At 45.7% G+C, this 18067-nt stretch carries 14 protein-coding genes; 4 read left to right on the top strand and 10 right to left on the bottom strand.

Annotation, left to right across the window (positions count from 1 at the left end; genetic code table 11):
* Positions 1-86 precede the first annotated feature (86 nt).
* Genes CR205_RS06520 through CR205_RS06530 form a run of 3 tightly spaced genes read right to left on the bottom strand, consistent with a single transcriptional unit; the run spans position 87 to position 2403 of the window.
* Positions 87-764, bottom strand: coding sequence for a M50 family metallopeptidase (locus tag CR205_RS06520; protein WP_110518117.1), 678 nt, complete (start codon positions 762-764; stop codon positions 87-89).
* 9 nt (positions 765-773) lie between these two features.
* Positions 774-1640, bottom strand: coding sequence for a CvfB family protein (locus CR205_RS06525; protein WP_110518118.1), 867 nt, complete (start codon positions 1638-1640; stop codon positions 774-776).
* Between the two features lie 28 nt (positions 1641-1668).
* A complete protein-coding gene (locus CR205_RS06530) occupies positions 1669-2403 on the bottom strand; it encodes a DUF429 domain-containing protein (RefSeq protein WP_110518119.1) in 735 nt (244 codons plus the stop codon).
* Between the two features lie 115 nt (positions 2404-2518).
* Between CR205_RS06530 and CR205_RS06535 the strand changes: the two genes are divergently transcribed.
* Positions 2519-3379, top strand: coding sequence for a dimethylarginine dimethylaminohydrolase family protein (locus CR205_RS06535; protein ID WP_110518120.1), 861 nt, complete (start codon positions 2519-2521; stop codon positions 3377-3379).
* On the opposite strand, the gene CR205_RS06540 is transcribed toward CR205_RS06535, so the two are convergent.
* The 3 genes from CR205_RS06540 to CR205_RS06550 all read right to left on the bottom strand — a co-directional run bounded on the left by CR205_RS06540 (position 3347) and on the right by CR205_RS06550 (position 9281).
* Complete coding sequence (locus tag CR205_RS06540) at positions 3347-4552, bottom strand: DUF2515 family protein (RefSeq protein WP_110518121.1); 1206 nt, start codon at positions 4550-4552, stop codon at positions 3347-3349. The two genes, CR205_RS06535 and CR205_RS06540, sit on opposite strands and share 33 nt — an antisense overlap.
* A 74-nt stretch (positions 4553-4626) precedes the next feature.
* Positions 4627-5316, bottom strand: a complete 690-nt coding sequence (locus CR205_RS06545; protein WP_161524693.1) for an SDR family oxidoreductase — start codon at positions 5314-5316, stop codon at positions 4627-4629.
* A 389-nt stretch (positions 5317-5705) separates the two neighbouring features.
* Positions 5706-9281 carry a dynamin family protein gene (locus CR205_RS06550; RefSeq protein WP_110518123.1) on the bottom strand — a complete coding sequence of 1192 codons (3576 nt, stop codon included), beginning with the start codon at positions 9279-9281 and terminating at the stop codon, positions 5706-5708.
* A 146-nt stretch (positions 9282-9427) separates the two neighbouring features.
* Here CR205_RS06550 and CR205_RS06555 point away from each other — a divergent pair, with 146 nt between their 5' ends.
* Together CR205_RS06555 and CR205_RS06560 are read left to right on the top strand one after the other, a co-directional pair.
* Complete coding sequence (locus CR205_RS06555; protein WP_110518124.1) at positions 9428-10075, top strand: MtnX-like HAD-IB family phosphatase; 648 nt, start codon at positions 9428-9430, stop codon at positions 10073-10075.
* Positions 10075-11118, top strand: a complete 1044-nt coding sequence (locus CR205_RS06560; protein WP_110518125.1) for an iron-containing alcohol dehydrogenase family protein — start codon at positions 10075-10077, stop codon at positions 11116-11118. The genes CR205_RS06555 and CR205_RS06560 overlap by 1 nt, the downstream gene beginning before the upstream one ends.
* On the opposite strand, the gene CR205_RS06565 is transcribed toward CR205_RS06560, so the two are convergent.
* Positions 11115-12038, bottom strand: a complete 924-nt coding sequence (locus CR205_RS06565; protein ID WP_110518126.1) for a DMT family transporter — start codon at positions 12036-12038, stop codon at positions 11115-11117. The two genes, CR205_RS06560 and CR205_RS06565, sit on opposite strands and share 4 nt — an antisense overlap.
* 290 nt (positions 12039-12328) lie before the next feature.
* On the opposite strand from CR205_RS06565, the gene CR205_RS06570 reads away from it, so the two are divergent.
* Entirely contained in the window at positions 12329-13447 is a 1119-nt protein-coding gene (locus tag CR205_RS06570; RefSeq protein WP_161524694.1) for an acyltransferase family protein, read from the top strand.
* 65 nt (positions 13448-13512) lie between these two features.
* Here the strand turns inward: CR205_RS06570 and CR205_RS06575 are convergent, their stop codons facing one another.
* From CR205_RS06575 to msrB, 3 genes are all read right to left on the bottom strand, one after another.
* Positions 13513-14565: a serine hydrolase domain-containing protein gene (locus CR205_RS06575; protein WP_236634712.1), complete on the bottom strand. Its 1053-nt coding sequence runs from the start codon at positions 14563-14565 to the stop codon at positions 13513-13515.
* A 358-nt stretch (positions 14566-14923) separates the two neighbouring features.
* Complete coding sequence (gene putP, locus CR205_RS06580) at positions 14924-16414, bottom strand: sodium/proline symporter PutP (RefSeq protein ID WP_110518129.1); 1491 nt, start codon at positions 16412-16414, stop codon at positions 14924-14926.
* A 400-nt stretch (positions 16415-16814) separates the two neighbouring features.
* Positions 16815-18005: a peptide-methionine (R)-S-oxide reductase MsrB gene (msrB, locus tag CR205_RS06590; RefSeq protein WP_110518131.1), complete on the bottom strand. Its 1191-nt coding sequence runs from the start codon at positions 18003-18005 to the stop codon at positions 16815-16817.
* Positions 18006-18067 lie beyond the last annotated feature (62 nt).

Here is an 18067-nt window from a genome sequence, read left to right on the forward strand (position 1 = left end):
CCGTCGGTGCTGTCACCGCAGGAGTATCGCTCATTCGCTCCAATCAAATTTATTAAATCAACATTAAGAATTAACAAAGCATTTACTTACATATTGAAAACAATTGTCAGATCTTCTGAAAACCAGAAGAAAATTCCTGCTGCAAAACACAAGGTGGCAAAAAGAGCAAAAATCACACCCCAGACCGGTGCTGGAATCCGGGTTTCCTCTGCCAGAAACTGAGCATCACCGCTGTGCTGGGTTAGGGAAAAACTGAGCAGACAGACCACAATGGCACTGGCAAAGGCCTGAATCAGCATCATTACGCCTATAATCATGATAATAAGCGATAGGTAAATTTCCCCCTCATAGCGGTACAGCAGAAAAAATCCCCCCAGGACACTGACCACCCAAAAAAATCCTGTCAAGTTCCGAATCCAGAAAAGAAGACTGATGACAAGCAGAATCACAAGGAAAACAGCAAGTTCCAGCACATAACCGCTTCTGTATAAATAAATATACGCTGCACTGACGAGAGAGGCTGCCGGATAGCCCGAAAAAATCGTCAGAATACGTCCTGCTTTATGATGGTGAAATCTGGCCATGCCTCCGGTATTGTGAAACAAGTGAACAGAGGAAACCCGCCCTCCAGTAAGTCTTGCTATAAGAGCATGACCGATCACTTCATGGACGAGAGTATTAAACAGTTTCACGTAAGGACCAATAACCGGAACAAATGACAGTAAAAGGACGAGCGCAAACAGGACTGCGTATTCAGTAATCATATTTTTCTGCTATTCTTCATTGGACACAGCAAAAGTTTTACCGTCTTCCTGTCTGACTCTTCCTTCTTTCATCAGTCTGCCGAGAGCCCGTTTAAACGCTGCTTTACTGATTTTAAACGTGTCACGAATCTCATCAGGATCACTTTTATCTGTAAACGGCATTTCTCCCCCTGTCCGAATCAGATAGGCGAATACAGACTCGGCATCCTCATCAAGTACCTCCTGCTTTAATGGACGCAGAGACATATTGACGGTGCCGTCCTCTTTCACACCGATCACCCTGCCGCTTACCCACTCACCGAGGCGGGGCTCTTCCTTGCGTTCACTGTAATGAACAAATCCCCGGTATCCTTCGGTTGTAATGACGAATGATCCCACCTTGGTTGAGCGGTATACACGCCCTTCTGCTGTCGTGTGCTTAAGTGTCTGCGGAGCCTCTTTAAACGAATCCTCAACGACAGTTTCGGTCGCGGGTTTGGCTAGGAGCCGTCCTTTTTTATCTGTCGTTAATGTGACAAAAAGTTCGTCTCCTTCTTTTGGCCAGACACTCTCTAGGAGAGGAAGATCATCCGAGGACACGAGTACGTCTTCCTTGAGCCCTATGTCGGCAAATACACCGAGCCCCTTTACGGATTCAACCACCTTCACCCATTCGTATGTATCTGCTGTAACTGCAGGCAGGCTCATAGTGGCAATGGTTTCACCTTTTTTATTCAAATAAATAAACACGCTGATGCGATCACCCGGTTCAGGTGCTGCGGATACCTCCTGCTGGGGAAGGACCACAATCCTGTTGCCGTCACTTAACACGTAATCACCGCCAACTTCCTGGCTTACCGTTAATTTTTCTATCGTTCCCGGTTCAAATGTATGCATATCTTGTTCCTTCTTTCTCGAAATGTAATTATAGATCCCTGTCAAAATGGTAAATCCAGCCTTCTTTTTGCCATGGACCTTCTACTGGAGGTCCTTCAAGGGCCGGTAGAAGACTTCCGTTTAATGCAAACGCTGCTGCGTACAACGCGCAGATACAGGCGTCATAAGCATCCGTTCCCGGAGCTGCCGTTTCCGGGATCCATTTGTGGAGAAACGGGGCAGCAGGCGATTTACTCGTCTGTTTTACGAGAGCAGGATAAACCTCAATAATCTCCCGGCTGCTTTTTACGCAGCTGAAAGGCCGAGTGTGAAAACCGTAGTCCGTTTCCCATTTCTTCACATGACTCATAGCCACGGTGGCATTATTGCCGATCCGGTCAAAAGAGGCCGATAAAGGTTTTTTACGGTACTTCTTATGAATATACCGATCTGTCTCTCTGTAAGCAAGGGGATTATCAATTTCCCTGCCGGGTTTCCCAGCCGGTACTGTATCACCTGCAAGAAAACGGGTGAAGGCTTCTGGAAAAGACAATGGGGCATCAATTCCGACGACGACCGTGGAATCTTCCGGAAACTCTGCTTCAAAACCACCTTGCCGTGCCAGATCCTCAGGATTCCAGAAGCCGTCTTCAGGAAGCGAACAGACTGCCGGCTCTTTTGCCCATGTAATCCCTTCATGATCTATTGTACAGACAGCAGCACCGTGTCTTGCTCCCATCCATCCGCCCACATCCCATCCGATTGCCGTTATTTTTTGTGCCACTGTTCCTTTCACCCCTTTATTTTATGCTCTCAGGAATAATTCCCTTTTCTTCTTCGTGTAAAGCCGAGGATATTGGAAAAAATAAAAACAAACCGTTCAGGAAAGGGAGTTCTTTATGAACAAAAACGATCAGAGTATAAAATCATTTTGTGACACAGAGTACGGAAAGCTTGTCCGTGTAGCACTATGTGAACCCCGTCATATCGAGATACGCGACACAATTAATGAAACGCAGAAAAAATATGCCGGGGAAGGGATTGACACCGAACTGGCCATGCATCAGCACAAACAGTTCTCCAAAGCTCTGAATGAATTCGGAGTCGACGTCATTCAACTCTCCCCGTTACCCGAGCACCCCGAGCAGGTATTTACGAGGGACATTGCGTTCACGCTCGGTAAAACGGTCTTTGTTGCGGAAATGGCTCAGAAGATCCGGTTTGGAGAAGAGGAGCATCTGAAAACCTGGCTGAAAGATGAAAAGATCAGTTACTACAATATTTTAGGAGATAAAATTGAAGGCGGGGATATTATTATTGACGGATCCAATATTTATGCCGGCATCAGTGACCGGACGAATCAGGCTGCAATTGACCACTTGGAAAGCCTGCTCCCCGCTTACTCTATCTTACCTATTTCATTCCCGCATAAATACCTTCATCTGGACTGTATTTTCAACATCCTGAGCCCCGCTCACGCCATTTTGTTTAAGGGCGCAATGAACGAATTCGACGAAGAATTACTCACGTCACGCTATGACTGTATTTTTGTTTCGGAAGAAGAACAGTTTACACTCGGAACCAACGTGTTGTCGATCGGAGATAATACCGTCTTCAGCCTGTCGGTAAACAAAGATGTAAATCGCCAGATGCGAGACAGGGGATTCAACGTAGTGGAGATCGACATTTCTGAAATCATTAAATCGGGAGGATCATTCAGATGCTGCTCAATGCCGATCCTTCGTGAGAGAGGTATTTAGCCGTATATTTTTCGCTTTTTGAAGCAGCCACATTGAATGCAGATCCATGCAGTACTCGTTTGTCAACTCCGGGTTAAGCTGGGCGTCACCGCTTTGCATTAAAAAACGAAGGATGGATGTATCTTTATACCAGTCAGGCTTTGAGTAAACCACATGGTGCTGATCTTCCCAGACTGAGGTCAGTTTCGGGCTGAAAAGATACGGAGGCTTATCTTTTTCCTTACAGCTGTGCCATTCCGTCCCGTTGATCCTTTCAATAGAAGCCGAAAAAACATGGGGCCAGTAATCCTCGCGGGAGCCGCTATGGGGGTTGTCAGCGGCAAACTGCAGAATATCTTTCATTCTTTTTTCGTTACCATATAATAGATGATACAATGTAAGGCCTGTTCGCACACGTTCCTCCGGGAGAAGAAAGTTTGCCACTTTAATCCCTGAAAGTGCTGTACCGGTCTTACTCCGGTAAGGAAAAAGGACAGATGTGAGTTGAAACAGCTCCTGAACGTGAAACTTCCAGCTGGAAAAAACACCGTTTTGAAAAACCGGCCGTTCCACTACAGGTTTCTGAATGTAATGCTGCTCGTTAATGATCAGACAAACGGTCAGAAAGACCCGGTCTCCTGTCTTAAAATACACGCTCCATACTGCCTGCATAAATGATGACACAGAAAATGCGGGTAGGAGATGAAAAAGCACCTTACCTGAACGAATGCTTTCTTCATAAAGGCGCAGTTGGGGATAGGCATCAAGAAAGATTAAATGGTTAGCGGCTTCAAGAAAGGAAAAGAAGCTCCGGCGGTCTGCGGCCGTTAGGATCCCCTTAAGCAGAGTGCCGTGGAGATCAGTCATATTCCATCCTCCGTTGCGTGAAACAAGGTGAGCCAGGAGCGCCCAATGGATATCTCTGTTTCTATTATAAAAGTGGTAATACGCAGCCGTTCTCGTCACGTTGTTCCGGTTAAGCACCTGGGTTTCTTCACGGATCTGTTCCACCATAGCTTTTTCCGGCCCGAAAAGAACAGCAGGGGCTTTTGACTTGATCTTGCTCAGATGGGCATGAAGCAGCCTGACGGATTCATCTTTTGGCACTGCCATTTCGTATGCCGGCAACCCGCTCGCATCTTTATTAAAAAATGCGCCGGCAATTTTTTTCAGGGAAGTAAGAGGTATTCTCACACGGCAATCTCTCCTTTACATTACCGTATGAGCAAACAGAAATCCCCATGCCGCTAATAGCGGCATGGGGATTTTCACCTTACAGCAGGCTTGACAATGACATCTACGGATCCCGTTTCCGTTCCCGTATGCAGCACCTGGAGAATATGCTCTGCAACAGTTTCCGGCGTAAGCCCTTTTTCACGTTTACGATCAGCTGATACACCGCCGAAATCGGTCTGGACCAGTCCTGGTGAAACAGTTGAAACCCGAATGTTAAAAGGAGCCCCTTCCTTTAATAGCGAACCGCTGAGCCCTAAAAGCCCCCATTTACTGGCACAGTAGGCTCCGGTCTTTTCCCTGGTTGTATAAGCCAGGTCTGAGGCCACGTTTAGAATATGTCCGCCTCCCTGTTCTTTCATTACAGGAAATACCGCTTTACAGAGAAGGAACACACCTTTTAGGTTTGTGTCCAGCTGCAGATCCCATTCTTCTTCGGTCATGTCTTCGATTGTATTCCATACACCGGTTCCGGCGTTATTAATCAGAACGTCCACACTGCCATGGGTGTTTACAATATTCTCAATCATAGAAGCAGTCTCTGCAGACCTAGTAACATCACATAAATAGGTTGTGCATTCCGGCACATCATCCGCCAGCTTTTCCAGTGATGATTCATGCTTTGCCACTGCGATAACTTGAGCGCCTTCTGCAGCGAGTTTTTTTGTGACTTCTCTGCCGATTCCTCTTGCTCCGCCAGTTACGATTACTGTCTTTCCCTTCACATCTATCCCTCCTGGTATATGTACGTTATTGTATCTTACTTCGACATGAGCCGGACGAATGCCTTTACCATGATTCAATTGAAACAGCCGAGATAAACGATGGGTAAAACAGAAATGGCCCCCACTTTGTGAGAGCCGTTAACAGCCACCTGTAATAATCCCAATGGTTTCGTGCGGAGCTTCACGCCGGCAGTGAGACTACCTGAGGCAATGAAGGCCAGGCGAGACCCTACAGGCGCAGCCGAGGAGGCTTGCCGGCATCGCCGCGGAAAACGAACGGACGGCGTGAAGCGGAGCTTCTGTTTAAACATTTTAACGATAGCATATTATATATGCTCTTCAGATAGATGCTTTCTGACGGCACAATCATTTCAGCCCTGTCGATGCAGTTATAACGTTTTCAGTGAACGAATTTCTTCTTCGAGGACCTTTTTGCGTTCTGGATCAAATAGAGTTTCAAAGCGTTCCTGTTCTTCGGTAAGGGCTGTTAACAGAACATCTTTAACCAAAGATTCCATTTCGTGAACAGCATTTCTGACGGCTTCCTTAAAACGAAGATCATTCTCCTCAATTAATCCGGCAGCAGCAGATGCCGCTTCTGCGGTCAGCCGCTCCTTCACTTGTTTTACCCTTCCATTTTCAAAGAAATCTTTCTGGGACTTGAGGTCATCTTTATACGGCTCCGGCTCTACCTGAAGATCTGCATGAATGAGGGTCTCCACAGAAGGCGTTTCGATCTCTGCCACAGCATAGAAATGGGGGAGCTGCAATTTAATTCGATCACTTTCTTCGTTAATCCATTTCTCGGCACGTTTCCTGATCCGCTGTTCAAGCCGGATGGATGTGGATTCAAGTTCCTGCCGCAGAAACTGTTCTCCTGAAGAACTCCACTCTCTGAGACCCTCTTTAAACTGGGCGTACATCTGTCTTTTAGAAGGTCCTGTCAAAGTTGTCACATTAAAGGAAGTGGAGAAATAATCATTAAATACATATCTCATACGTTCCTTCAGATAAATCATCAACTGGTCGAACTGATCTTCAACGTCCGTGTACAGTGTGTCAAAAGAAGCGGTCCTGATATTGTCACTGAAGTTCCGGCACAGCTCTTTTACCTGGAGGAGCTTTTGTTCCTGCTCATCTTTTTCAGCATTCATAAATTGCAGACTTTCTTCTGCCTGCTTGTAAAATCTGGCAAGTTCATCTTCAATCAGTCTGTAACTCAATTCCTTGAGTTCAAGAATGGTTTTCGAATAGAAGGTCTGTTCAAAATCGCTGAACGAGGGCTCGTTCTGGATTTCTCCCTGTTTCCATCGTAGACCTTCCCGGCTTGAAAGGGCATGAATTCTTGGTTTTTCAATTCCATTCCGCTCAAGCTGATTTCGTACATGCTTTCTTACACCGTTTAATTCTCCTCTTCCTGACGCCAGGTCGGAAGCATTAATAACAAAATACAGTTTATCCCGGGAAAAGCTTTCGTTTACCTTCCCCATCTGCTGAAGAAAGTACTCATCGGCTTTTGAGAAAGCATGGTTATAATAGGTAAGGTAAAAAATAGCATCTGATTCTCTCATCTGTCTGAAAGCGACATTTGTATGTCTTCCGTGAATGGAGTTTACACCCGGTGTATCTACCAGGACAATGCCTTTTTCTGTAATTGGGCAGTCGAAATAGATCTCTGCCTTTTCAACGAGACAGGCGGTCTGTTCTTCGGCAACATAGACGCCAAGCTCATCCAGCCGGATCTTCTTCTGATCCCCCGGCTTAATGTCCGACGACATTAGGCTCTGTTTCAAGATGCTCAAATACGCTTCATAGGTGCGCATCCGGTTTGTAAGAGAGCCTTTTTTTGCCGGTTTCCAGGACGTAAGTGAAGCATAGTCGATTTTCTCACCGAGTTCCTTAGCAGCAGCCTTGATTTCTGCATCAAGTGCTTTTTCAGATTTAAAGGTAACAAGAACATCTTCGTGGCTGAATTCGTTGTTACTTTTCCGCACAAAATTAATGGTGGCCGTTGTCGGATTGGGAGACACGGGCAGGACATCGTGTCCAAGAAGAGCGTTGGCAAAACTCGATTTTCCTGCACTGAAGGCCCCGAAAAGTGAGATCATAAATGTCTGGTTTTTATATCTTTTCATCCGGTTTAAAAGCTGGTCACGCTCTCGTTTCAGTACAGGAGAGTCTTTACGGAGTTCCAGTACCTCCCGGATTTGCGTGAGTCTGGAATCCGCTTTTTTCTCATCGAAGTCAGAAACAAATTCTGTCTCCTCCTCCTCCTCTGTATCAATGACGCTATTTTGAGGCAGATCAACGGTCCAAGTTCCTCCTGCGCCTGCAGGAAAAGTCTTTTTCATTGCATCCATATACACTCTGTCCAGATCCCGGTCTTTTGGCATCTTGTCCAGGCGGTCATTAATAACATGAAGGTACCGGTCCGTTTCATTTTCAAGAGAACGGCGTTTCTCTTCGTAATAGGTAAGATCCTTAAGCATCTGCAGCTTTTTCTGAACTTCTTCCTGTCTGCGGGCGGTGACTTCCTTCAGGCCTTCTGCATAAAGTTTCAAGAAATCCTCCGCCTGTTTACGGACAGATTTCATAATTGCTTTGTTCACCTGGGAAGTAAACTCCCTCACGTACTGGTCATCTGTATGTCCGGTTTTGACATGGTCCTGAAGCAGGGTTTCGAGGTCAGGCAGATCGAGATCCGCCAGTTTTTTCTCTGCTTCTTCTTTATTTGTGAGTGTTGATTTATCAAGATTTTTCAGATAATCTTTAACTTTGTATAAAACAAGCGTTTTTCCTTTATCACTCAGTTCCTCTGCCAGTGCAGAAAGCCTGTTTGCCTGCTCGGCTTCTTTTTTCCGGCGGTTTGGAAAAAAACCTGTTTTAAATCCGGGCTTAACGGATTCAATATATCGGGAAGCCAGTTCCGTGGTTGTATACGGAAAAAGTGTGACGTTTTCAAATGTTCTCTTAAAGGCATTGTGAAAATGATCCAGTATTTCCTGTTCAGGGGAACGAAGCCGCCGGGCTTCTACCTCCAGCTCCTGTTTTTCTTCAAGCATGCCAAAGGAGAACCCTCTGTTTTCCATTTCCTCACTGATGTCCGCAAGGTCTGCAAGTCTGTCTTCTTCGAGACGATAAATAAGAGCACTATAAAAGCCTTTATCTAAACGCTGCAGGGACGGTGCCAGAAGATCACCGGAATGATAAAGCATTCCTTTAAGTGCTTTTTCAAAACGGCTGTATTCATTCAGCGGATGGGACTCCTGCTTCATACTCGTAAAAAACAAATCAAGTATGGCTATGTCCCACTTTGCGAGCACTTCTTTTAGTCCGGAAGTAAACTCAGAGATACTAACCTCGTTTTCGTTATGCTTGTCAATCTGATTGACTACCAGCAGAATCGGCTTCTTTTCAAGTGAACACTGTTTTAAAAATTGAAGATTGGTTTCAGACTGGACGTGATTATAATCCATTACATAGACAATCAAGTCCGTTGTGTACAGCTGCTCCATTGTTACTTTTTTATGATTATCATCAGTAGAATCTACACCAGGTGTATCCAGGATCACACTGTGACGTCCAAGAAAAGGGAGTGGTACTGTAAGGGTCAGACCGGAAATCCGGGTCCCATTCATCCCCCATTCCCGCACCTTGGGCCAGGGAATCTCACCTGTCCATGACTTTTGAGGTTCACTTCCTTCACTGTAAACCGTGAGTCCAGGTTCTCCGTTTTTGATTGTAATAATGTTTGCGCTGGTTGGAATCGGACTGGTTGGTAGTACTTCGGCCCCGGTAATCCGGTTTAACAGCGAAGATTTTCCTGCGGAAAAATGTCCGCAGATTGCGGCTTCAAATAAATGGATTTGTTTCTTAACGTCTAGCTTTTTCCGGCGATTTATTTCTTCCCGGGTAAGCGGAAGTGCTGATTGTTTTTCTGTATGAATGTTCACTGCTGAACTCATTGATTGTCCCTCCTGCCTTCTTTCTTTACTATAACGGATCTTCCGTGATATGAGAAGGTTTTCACACGAAACGGCACTGGTCTTCAGCCAGACGTAAATAGGCGTGATACAATGAATAAAATGAAGTACATGAAAGGGTGAAGCGAATGGTTAAATGGGCTTTTGTATCCGACTTTGACGGTACAATTTCATTACAGGATTTTTACTGGATGGTTATTGAGAATTACTATCCTGAGGGAGAAAAACGCTTCAGAGAATGGAAAAGCGGCGAGATCAAGGATATCGAATTTCTGTCTGATGTTTTCTCTTCCATAAATCAGGACGAAGAGACAATCATTAATTCGATCCACCGCATGGCCATCGATCAGGATGTGCCTGAATTTATTAAGGAAATTCAGAATAACGGTGGTGATTTCTATATACTGAGCGCAGGATCAGACTATTATATTCAGCACATTCTCGAGAAACACGGCGTCAGGAACGTCAAAGTTTATGCAAACCGCGGTTATTACAAAAACAGGAATGTCCATATGATAACCGATGAATCGGACTGGCATTATCATGAACGGTACGGGATTGATAAATCCAGAGTCGTTAAGCATTTAAAGCAGGAGTATGACCGCGTCTACTTTGCAGGTGACAGCGAGCCCGACTCCCATCCTGCAGCTTATGCTGACGTTACTTTCGCGAAAGATGCGCTTCAAACGATCCTGTCAGACAAAGGGCTGGACTATGTTCCTGTAAACTCGTTTGCGCAAATACGGAATTATTTAATAAATGAAGGAAGTATTTGATGCAGACCGTTAACATGCCGATTCCGTCCATCCTCGAAATCGGTGATAATCTCACTGAAAGACTGCCATCTATTCTAAAGCATGCCGGTTTTAATAACGTTATCGTCTATGGGGACAGCTACAGCACATCACTGCTTAATCGATCGCTGAGTAAAAATGGGGAAATACACGCTGAGCTTCGCACTATGGCCCCTGGAAGCTCAATTTACGATCTTACAAATGAAGCCTTTAACACAGGTAACCCCGATGCCATTGCTGCTGCCGGAGGCGGAACCATTCTTGATTATGGAAAATACATTTCACACCTTATAAAAAAACCGTTTATCAGTGTTCCCACATCACCTGCCAATGACGGTTTTGCAAGCGCCACCTGTTCTCTGCTGGTAAACGGCAAAAAAACAACGGTACCTGCTCAGGTACCGTACGGTGTGATTGCTGATTTAACTGAAATTAAGAAAGCGCCAGAGCCTTTTATTCTTGCAGGCATTGGTGACCTGATGTCAAATATTACCGCCCTGCAGGATTGTGAATTTGAAATGCTCCATAAGAATACAGCAATTCATCCATTCGCCCTGATGCTCAGTAAAAAAGCGGTTAACAGCTTTGTCAGAACGCCAATGACAGACACAGCCAGTCCGGTTCTTATAAAAGAACTTACAAGTTCCCTGACAATGAGCGGCATTTCAACTGTCATCAGCGGCAGCACTGCCCCCGTAAGTGGATCCGAACACCTGATCAGCCATGCCCTGGACAAAATATCCCCACAGCCCTGGATGCACGGCATTCAGACCGGACTGGGGGCATATATCATGGCACACGTGCAGGATCACCGTGGTGAACGGATGAAAAAAGTCTTTACACGTACCGGCTTTTTTGATCATGTAAAAAAGCAGAGGATCCCTAAGTTAACTCTGATTGAAGCGATCCATCTGGCTCCTGAAATGAAACCGGAAAGACGGACATTCCTGCACGAAAACCATTTCCGGCTTAAAGCTGAAGCCTTTGTCAATCAGGATCCGCTCTTACAAACTATTCTTGTCTAACCTGCTTTTCTTCTTTTGTGAGACGCTTTACGTGCATGAAGTTTCATATCCACGTACCCGGTTCCGAGCACTACCCCGGTTGCAATGAGAAAGAAACCGGCAATCTGTGCTGGAAGAATCCGTTCTCCAAGCAGAAAAAACGAACCAACAAGAGCAAAGAAGGGAACCAGATTGTTGAAAATCGCGGTCTGTCCTGCTCCTATTTTATGAATTGCCGCATTATAGAGTATATGACCAAGCCCCGTGGCGATAATGGCTGATGATAGAAACACAAACCAGACAAGGGCTGAATGCCCCACCGCACTCTCGATTCCCGGTGACTCCAGAATAAAGCTCACACCTAGAAGCATAACCGCACCGATCAGAAGCATCACTGCCGTCAGTTGTCTTGGAGAAATCGTATCTGATATCTTTTTAATGAAGATAAAGCTGACTGCCTGTGAAACCATTGAGATAAAAACAAGCAGATCGCCCCTTGAAATAAGTCCTGTGTCCCCGTTTTGAGTAACGACGACCGCCACGCCGGCAAAACCGGTGAGGATCCCGCACCCTCGTAAAAACGTAAGCCTGTCATTAAGAAAAATGATAGCAAGCAGCGCCGTCGTGACCGGAATCAGTCCAAGAATCAGAGAGGCGTTTGATGCGGAAGTTTCTGTGAGTCCGACAGCAAGAAGGGAGTGGTGTCCCAGTTGGCCGAAAGCGGCTGCACAGGCAATCCACCACCATTCCTTTATACTCAGTTTTCTTAGATCCTTTAAAAACCAAAGAATGATCAGGGCAGACAGGGATGCAGTCAGAATCCGGCCCCCCTGCATGGCAACAGGCGGAAAATGCTCAACCAGAAATTTTACGGCTACAACATTAAAACCCCATATGACCATAACCGCAATCAAAAGCAAATAGGTTGAGCCCTTTGTCATTAGCTTGTCCTCCTTTTTCTCTCTGCTCTGTTAAAGATGTTTTTTACCTTTCCCATCTTACACAATCATCAGGAAAGTTACAAAATTAATTATTCCCTGCCACTACGGAAACCCTCCCTGGGCTGTGCCTTTGAATATTACTATATTAATTAAGTTTGTAATTTTATCGAAATTCAGGTGAATCCATTGCTATTATAGGGAAAAAATACGATAATGACCGATATTCTTTAAAGTCTAGTTTCTTTCCACTTTACCTTCAGATGGGGTGCCCTGCTATGGAGAAAAAAAGAATGATTAACGAGATCTTCGCCCTAAGAAGCATCGCCTGCCTGTGTATCGTGTTCCTTCATTCCATTGAAATTGCCCTGCGGTCCTCCTACCTTCAGGGAATGGGAACAGTGATGGTGATGATTTTTGATTCAATTCAGGTTTTCCTGTATTTTGGGACGCCTGTTTTTATCTTTATCTCGGAATTGATTATTGCCTATTCCTACAGGAACCGGGCTATACCGGAAAACTTTTTAAATAAGCGCTTTAAATTCATCTTCATCCCATTTATCTTTATGGCCTTTTTCTACTCCCTTCCCTACGCTGTGTCCTTTACAGACTGGGGAACAAAGTTTCTACTCAACGTTTTCATAGGAGATTATCACGGTTATTTCGTTCTGATCATTTTTCAGTTTTACCTGCTCCATTTGTTTTTGCACAAGTATCTGCAGCAGGCAAATCCAAGGACGATGATCCTGCTCAGTTTCGGGATTAATATTGCCTACCTGGCTTTGTTTAATCTCACAGCCTCACCTTTTTCAAATCCTGTAATGATGTATCTCTGGGACCGGTTTTACTGGATTCCTTTTTTCGGGTGGATTTTTTATTTTACACTTGGTTATTACTGCGGCTACTATTACGAGGAATTTAAACAGTGGGTTGTTAAAAACCGGGTGCCGATTATCATAGCACCTGTGGTATCTACATTTTTACTGCTTTTCTTCTATCACAACGATATGCTTCTTGTACACAGCTCCAAGCGGGTGGACATTCTGCTCCATACGGTTGCCATTATTTTTATCATTATGTATCTCGGACAGAAATTAAAAGTTGTGCCGCCCTTTCTTGTATCGATCAGCCAGTATTCATTCGGAATCTATCTGATTCATGTGTTTTATCTGCATGCAGTTGATACACTTGTCAGGCTTTCCGGTCTGTCCTTTGGAACAAGCTACATTTTCATATTATTTCTCATCAGTGTTTTTGCTTCCATCTATACCATCAAACTGGCGAACAGATGGAAATTCGGTCAATTCATTGTTGGTAAACTAGGTGTAGGGGCAAAAGGGAAGGATTCAGATGAGTCCGGCCCCGGTCAAAACAGTTCATCCTCAGAAAACGGGCTCAGACCAAAAACCTGAATGAAAAAGGCTGTATCGGAATGAATTCCGGTTACAGCCTTTTTTAGTATTTGCAACAGCATTCCTCAATCTTTTTTTGCTTCCAGAATCAACTCGAGCAGGTGCAGGCGCTGCGACTGGGTGACTCCCCTGGGAAGGAATCGAAACGTGAGCCGGTTTGAATTCACCCGATGAACAAATACAAGATCTTTCTCCGGTACAATGTCGATCGACTGGCCGTAGCGGCCGACAGCAGAATAGAGACCCAGACTTTTCCACGGCTCTTCAACCGCCACCCACCACATGTATCCATAGTCGTAAATACTGTTCCCTGGTACTGGTGCCTGCACGCTCGTGCTCCGCTCAATCCAGTCCGAAGAGATAATCTGCTCCCCGTTCCATTCTCCTTTCTGCAGGTAAAGCTGGCCAATTCTCGCCATGTCCCTGGCAGACAGTTTGAACAGATATGAGGGATGCACCGAACGGCTCGGCTCCTCTTTATATTCCGTATGAGCAAGTGAGAAATCTTCCATCTCAAGAGGTTCGGCAAGTTTTGTATTAAAATCTTCGAACAAGTCACTGCCGGATTCATTGTTATAGATCGTACCAAGAACATTAAAATCCCAGTTATTGTAATAAAAATACGTGCCCGGCTGATGACTTTCCCTGTTGGGGCGCTGCCTGCGCATGTTCCAGGATTCTTCACCGGCTCTTAAATAAACACCTGATTTCGAGGTGAGAAGATGCCTGATCTGTGCCTGTCCCTCACTGGATGTGAGAGGCGGGAAATCAATGATTCCCAGATCAGCAAGGGTTTCGTCAAGATCCACTGTCCCGTTTTCAACATATTCTCCATACATCCCGCTGAGTATGCTTTTCCGGATCGAGTGGGCATTCGTGGTGCCTGCTGTATCTCCCCACTGGAAGAGCACCTTTCCTTTGTATATGACCATACCAGCTGTCGAATTAAGGGAATTATAGTAAGCTCTCGCTTCCTGAAGCTTTTCTTCATCCCACCCTGCTTCCTCAGGAGATTCATATTCCTCCCAGGTTGTAGGCGACTGAAAAATAGTGGTGCCGGTTACATTCAGATAAATAAATAGAGGTATAAAGATGATCACTCCAAATAATAATGTCATTTTCAATACCCTTCTCAGCATTTCTTTCACCTTCAGCCTGTTCAACACCGATTTTACGTATCATTGTACGTTCTGACAACAAAGATAGCAAACCGGACACCGTCTGCATCTCAAGTTACGTATTAGCGAGCATAAACAACCAGCAACTGTGAAGCCCAGGTTAAGTCATTCTTTTTTTGAGTCACCGGCCTCCGTTTCACTTGCTCAATAGCAACAATCTTAGACTCCTGCAAAGTGAAGATGAGACCCCGCAGTGACAGGCACAACGGGGCTCAGCATTTTGCCTTTATCTCGTTCTATTTGTAAGAATTTCTGTCTGTAAAAACACTATTGGACCAGCTTTCCGTTCACCATAAAATCAAATGTCCGATGTCTTAACAGAGTCAAATTCCGCCTTGATTTTTTCGGACGGGGGAGGTCCTGTCAGACTGAAAATCACGATCGCCAGCATTCCGGCAATAAATCCGGGAACGATTTCATACATGTCCCAGACACCGCCGGACAGTCCGATCAGATCAAGATTTGTCCAGACAATAACCATAAGACCTCCGGTAATGATACCTGCTGCCGCTCCGTTTCTTGTCATTCGTTTCCAGAAAAGCGACAAAATGATTACCGGACCGAATGCTGCCCCGAAACCGCCCCATGCATAAGCAACGAGGTCGAGAACGGTGCTGTCCGGATTGTAGGCAAGTGCAATGGCAATCAGTGCAATGACCACAACGCCCAGGCGTCCGACCAGAACGAGTTCTTTCTGGGATGCATTCTTTCGGAATATTGCCTTATAAAAATCCTCCGTAAGTGCACTTGAGGAGACGAGAAGCTGGGAGTCAATCGTACTCATAATTGCTGATAGTATGGCTGCAAGCAGAAATCCTGCAACGATTGGATGAAAAAGAACCTGGGTAAAGGCTATAAATACGGTTTCCGGGTCATCCAGCGGCTGTGAAGTAAAGCTCTCAAAATATGCAAGCCCGACAAGACCAACGAACATAGCTCCTGTCAGTGAAATCACGAGCCAGGTCATCCCGACCAGCCTTGCTTTCGGAATTTCTCTAGATGATTTGACGGCCATGAATCTGGTAATGATATGCGGCTGACCGAAGTACCCCAGACCCCATGCGAGCAGGGAAATCAATCCAACAACGGTCATGCCGGAAAAGGCGTCCAGATTGGAGGGATCTATATTCCCAACGTGACCCATCGTGTCATTCCATCCGCCCATTTCTGTGATAGCCACAATAGGTACGATTATTATGGCAAGGAACATGAGAATACCCTGGAAGAAGTCCGTCCAGCTTACAGCCAGAAAGCCGCCAAGGAATGTGTATGAAATAATAACAATCGCACCAATCCAGAGCGCTGCTGTATAATCAAGATCAAAGGAATTCTCAAAAAGGACAGCCCCGCCTACAAGACCTGCCGATGTATAAAAGGCAAAGAAAAGCAGGATGAATACAGCCGAAATGACTCTCAGGATTTTTGAATGGTCGTGGAATCGGTTTTCAAAATAGTCGGGAAGCGTGATCGAATCTCCGGCAATTTCAGTATAAATCCGCAGCCGCTTGGCGATGAACTGCCAGTTTATGTATGCTCCAACGGCCAGCCCGACTCCGATCCACATTTCACCCATCCCACCGGCGTACAGCGCCCCGGGAAGTCCCAGCAGGAGCCAGCCGCTTAAATCCGATGCACCGGCACTGAGAGCCGCCACACCGCCGCCGAGCCGCCTTCCCCCCAGCACATAATCCGAAAGGTTATTCGTCATTCTGTATGCAACGAGTCCAACCGCCAGCAGACCGATAAGGTAAACGATAAACGTGACTAAAGTTGCTGTGTTAATTTCCATTCCATTATTCCCTCCTCTCGGTAAAGTAAGTTACGACAGATAGTACAATCAGCAGAACCATGGGAACAAACAGCCAGAACATTGTTGGCCCAGAGAGCCCATACTCTTCCATAAAAGCACCTCCTTTATTAAAAGCCTTACATGTAAATACCCTAATGGCTCTTAGGGAAAACAAAAAAGAGGCCGGGACAGAAGTGTTTTCTACAGACGAAAACCCGAACAATCGCTAGCCGGCGTCAATAAACGCTCCTGAAATATTCGCTGCTTTCCGCGGGAAGCGGCTGAGCCTCCGCGTGCTCCGCACTGCGGGGTCTCACCTGCGCTTTTCTTCCCGCAAGAGTCAGCGAATATTTCATCCGCTTTAATACGATTTGTTCGGGTTCTCAATGTTACATTTCACTTATGTCCCAGCATCTTCTTCAAACAGATACAAAAAATCACCGTACCCTTCTTCTTCCATATTATCAGCAGGAATGAAAGCCAGAGCTGCGGAATTCATGCAGTATCTCAGCCCTGTAGGTTCAGGACCGTCTGTGAATACATGTCCGAGGTGTGAATCAGCGTACACACTGCGGATTTCTGTCCGCTTCATAAACAGACTCCAATCATCTTCCTCCCGAACAAACTCATCTTCAATCGGACGGTAAAAGCTTGGCCATCCGGTTTTGGAATCATACTGATGTGTTGAACTGAAAAGAGGTTCACCGGAAATAATATCCGTATAGATCCCGTCTTCATAGTGGTCCCAGTATTCGTTGGCAAATGCCGGTTCCGTTCCATCCTCTCTGGTTACCTCATACTGTATGTCTGTCAGCATCTCCCTTAGTTCTTCCTCAGACTCCAGTGTATAAAATCTCCAGAAACCATCACCCGACATGGAGAGTCCGGCCTCTTCTTTTTCCAGATCTGAAACATCAAGTTCGCGGTCAGTCCCCCAGAATTGATCAAGAAATTCATCTCTTCCTGACTGTTCGCGATAGAAGCCATACCTGACAGGGTTGTTTTTATAGAAGCCCTGATGGTAGCTTTCTGCCATATAAAACGTATCTGCCTCACGAATTTCAGTCACTATGGGTCCGTCAAAACGCCCTTCCTGCTCCAATTGCATTTTTGACGAAGTCGCAAGTCCCTTTTCTTCCTCTGTATTATAAAAGATAGCAGACCGGTACTGATCACCTCTGTCAACAAACTGACCTTCATCATCAGTCGGATCAATCTGACGCCAGAAAACGTCTAGCAGCGTTTCATAATCCAGAATTCTCGTATCGTACGTAACCTGAACGGCTTCAACGTGTGATGTGCTGCCGCCTGCGACATCCTCATAGGAAGGATTTACTTCTTCACCACCTGTGTAACCCGAGATTACCCTGGTTACGCCGGGAAGCCGATCAAAGGGCGGTTCCATACACCAAAAGCAGCCACCTGCAAATACAGCGGTCTCCTCGTAAGGACCCGTCTCCCCTGTTACCGGTTCACTTCCGTAGGATCGGTTGGCAAAGTAATCATAAGCAGCGGGAACGATAAAGAGAGCGGCGATCAGCACGAAAGCAGTCAGGACAACTGCTGCTGTGGTCCGTTTCTTTTGCTTCACTTTATTCACCTTCCTCCTGTGTTCCTTCTAGTATATCGGAGTTGCGACCGACGCTCAGTAAA

The organism is Alteribacter lacisalsi (genome assembly GCF_003226345.1).
Classification (GTDB): domain Bacteria; phylum Bacillota; class Bacilli; order Bacillales; family Salisediminibacteriaceae; genus Alteribacter; species Alteribacter lacisalsi.

What these genes read in the sequence shown, in the direction of transcription:
- CR205_RS06520 (WP_110518117.1), bottom strand. Translation starts at nt 764, where the DNA reads ATGATTACTGAATACGCAGTCCTGTTTGCGCTCGTCCTTTTACTGTCA.
- CR205_RS06525 (WP_110518118.1), bottom strand. Translation starts at nt 1,640, where the DNA reads ATGCATACATTTGAACCGGGAACGATAGAAAAATTAACGGTAAGCCAG.
- CR205_RS06535 (WP_110518120.1), top strand. Translation starts at nt 2,519, where the DNA reads ATGAACAAAAACGATCAGAGTATAAAATCATTTTGTGACACAGAGTAC.
- CR205_RS06550 (WP_110518123.1), bottom strand. Translation starts at nt 9,281, where the DNA reads ATGAGTTCAGCAGTGAACATTCATACAGAAAAACAATCAGCACTTCCG.
- CR205_RS06555 (WP_110518124.1), top strand. Translation starts at nt 9,428, where the DNA reads ATGGTTAAATGGGCTTTTGTATCCGACTTTGACGGTACAATTTCATTA.
- CR205_RS06560 (WP_110518125.1), top strand. Translation starts at nt 10,075, where the DNA reads ATGCAGACCGTTAACATGCCGATTCCGTCCATCCTCGAAATCGGTGAT.
- CR205_RS06565 (WP_110518126.1), bottom strand. Translation starts at nt 12,038, where the DNA reads ATGACAAAGGGCTCAACCTATTTGCTTTTGATTGCGGTTATGGTCATA.
- CR205_RS06570 (WP_161524694.1), top strand. Translation starts at nt 12,329, where the DNA reads ATGATTAACGAGATCTTCGCCCTAAGAAGCATCGCCTGCCTGTGTATC.
- CR205_RS06575 (WP_236634712.1), bottom strand. Translation starts at nt 14,565, where the DNA reads ATGACATTATTATTTGGAGTGATCATCTTTATACCTCTATTTATTTAT.
- putP (WP_110518129.1), bottom strand. Translation starts at nt 16,414, where the DNA reads ATGGAAATTAACACAGCAACTTTAGTCACGTTTATCGTTTACCTTATC.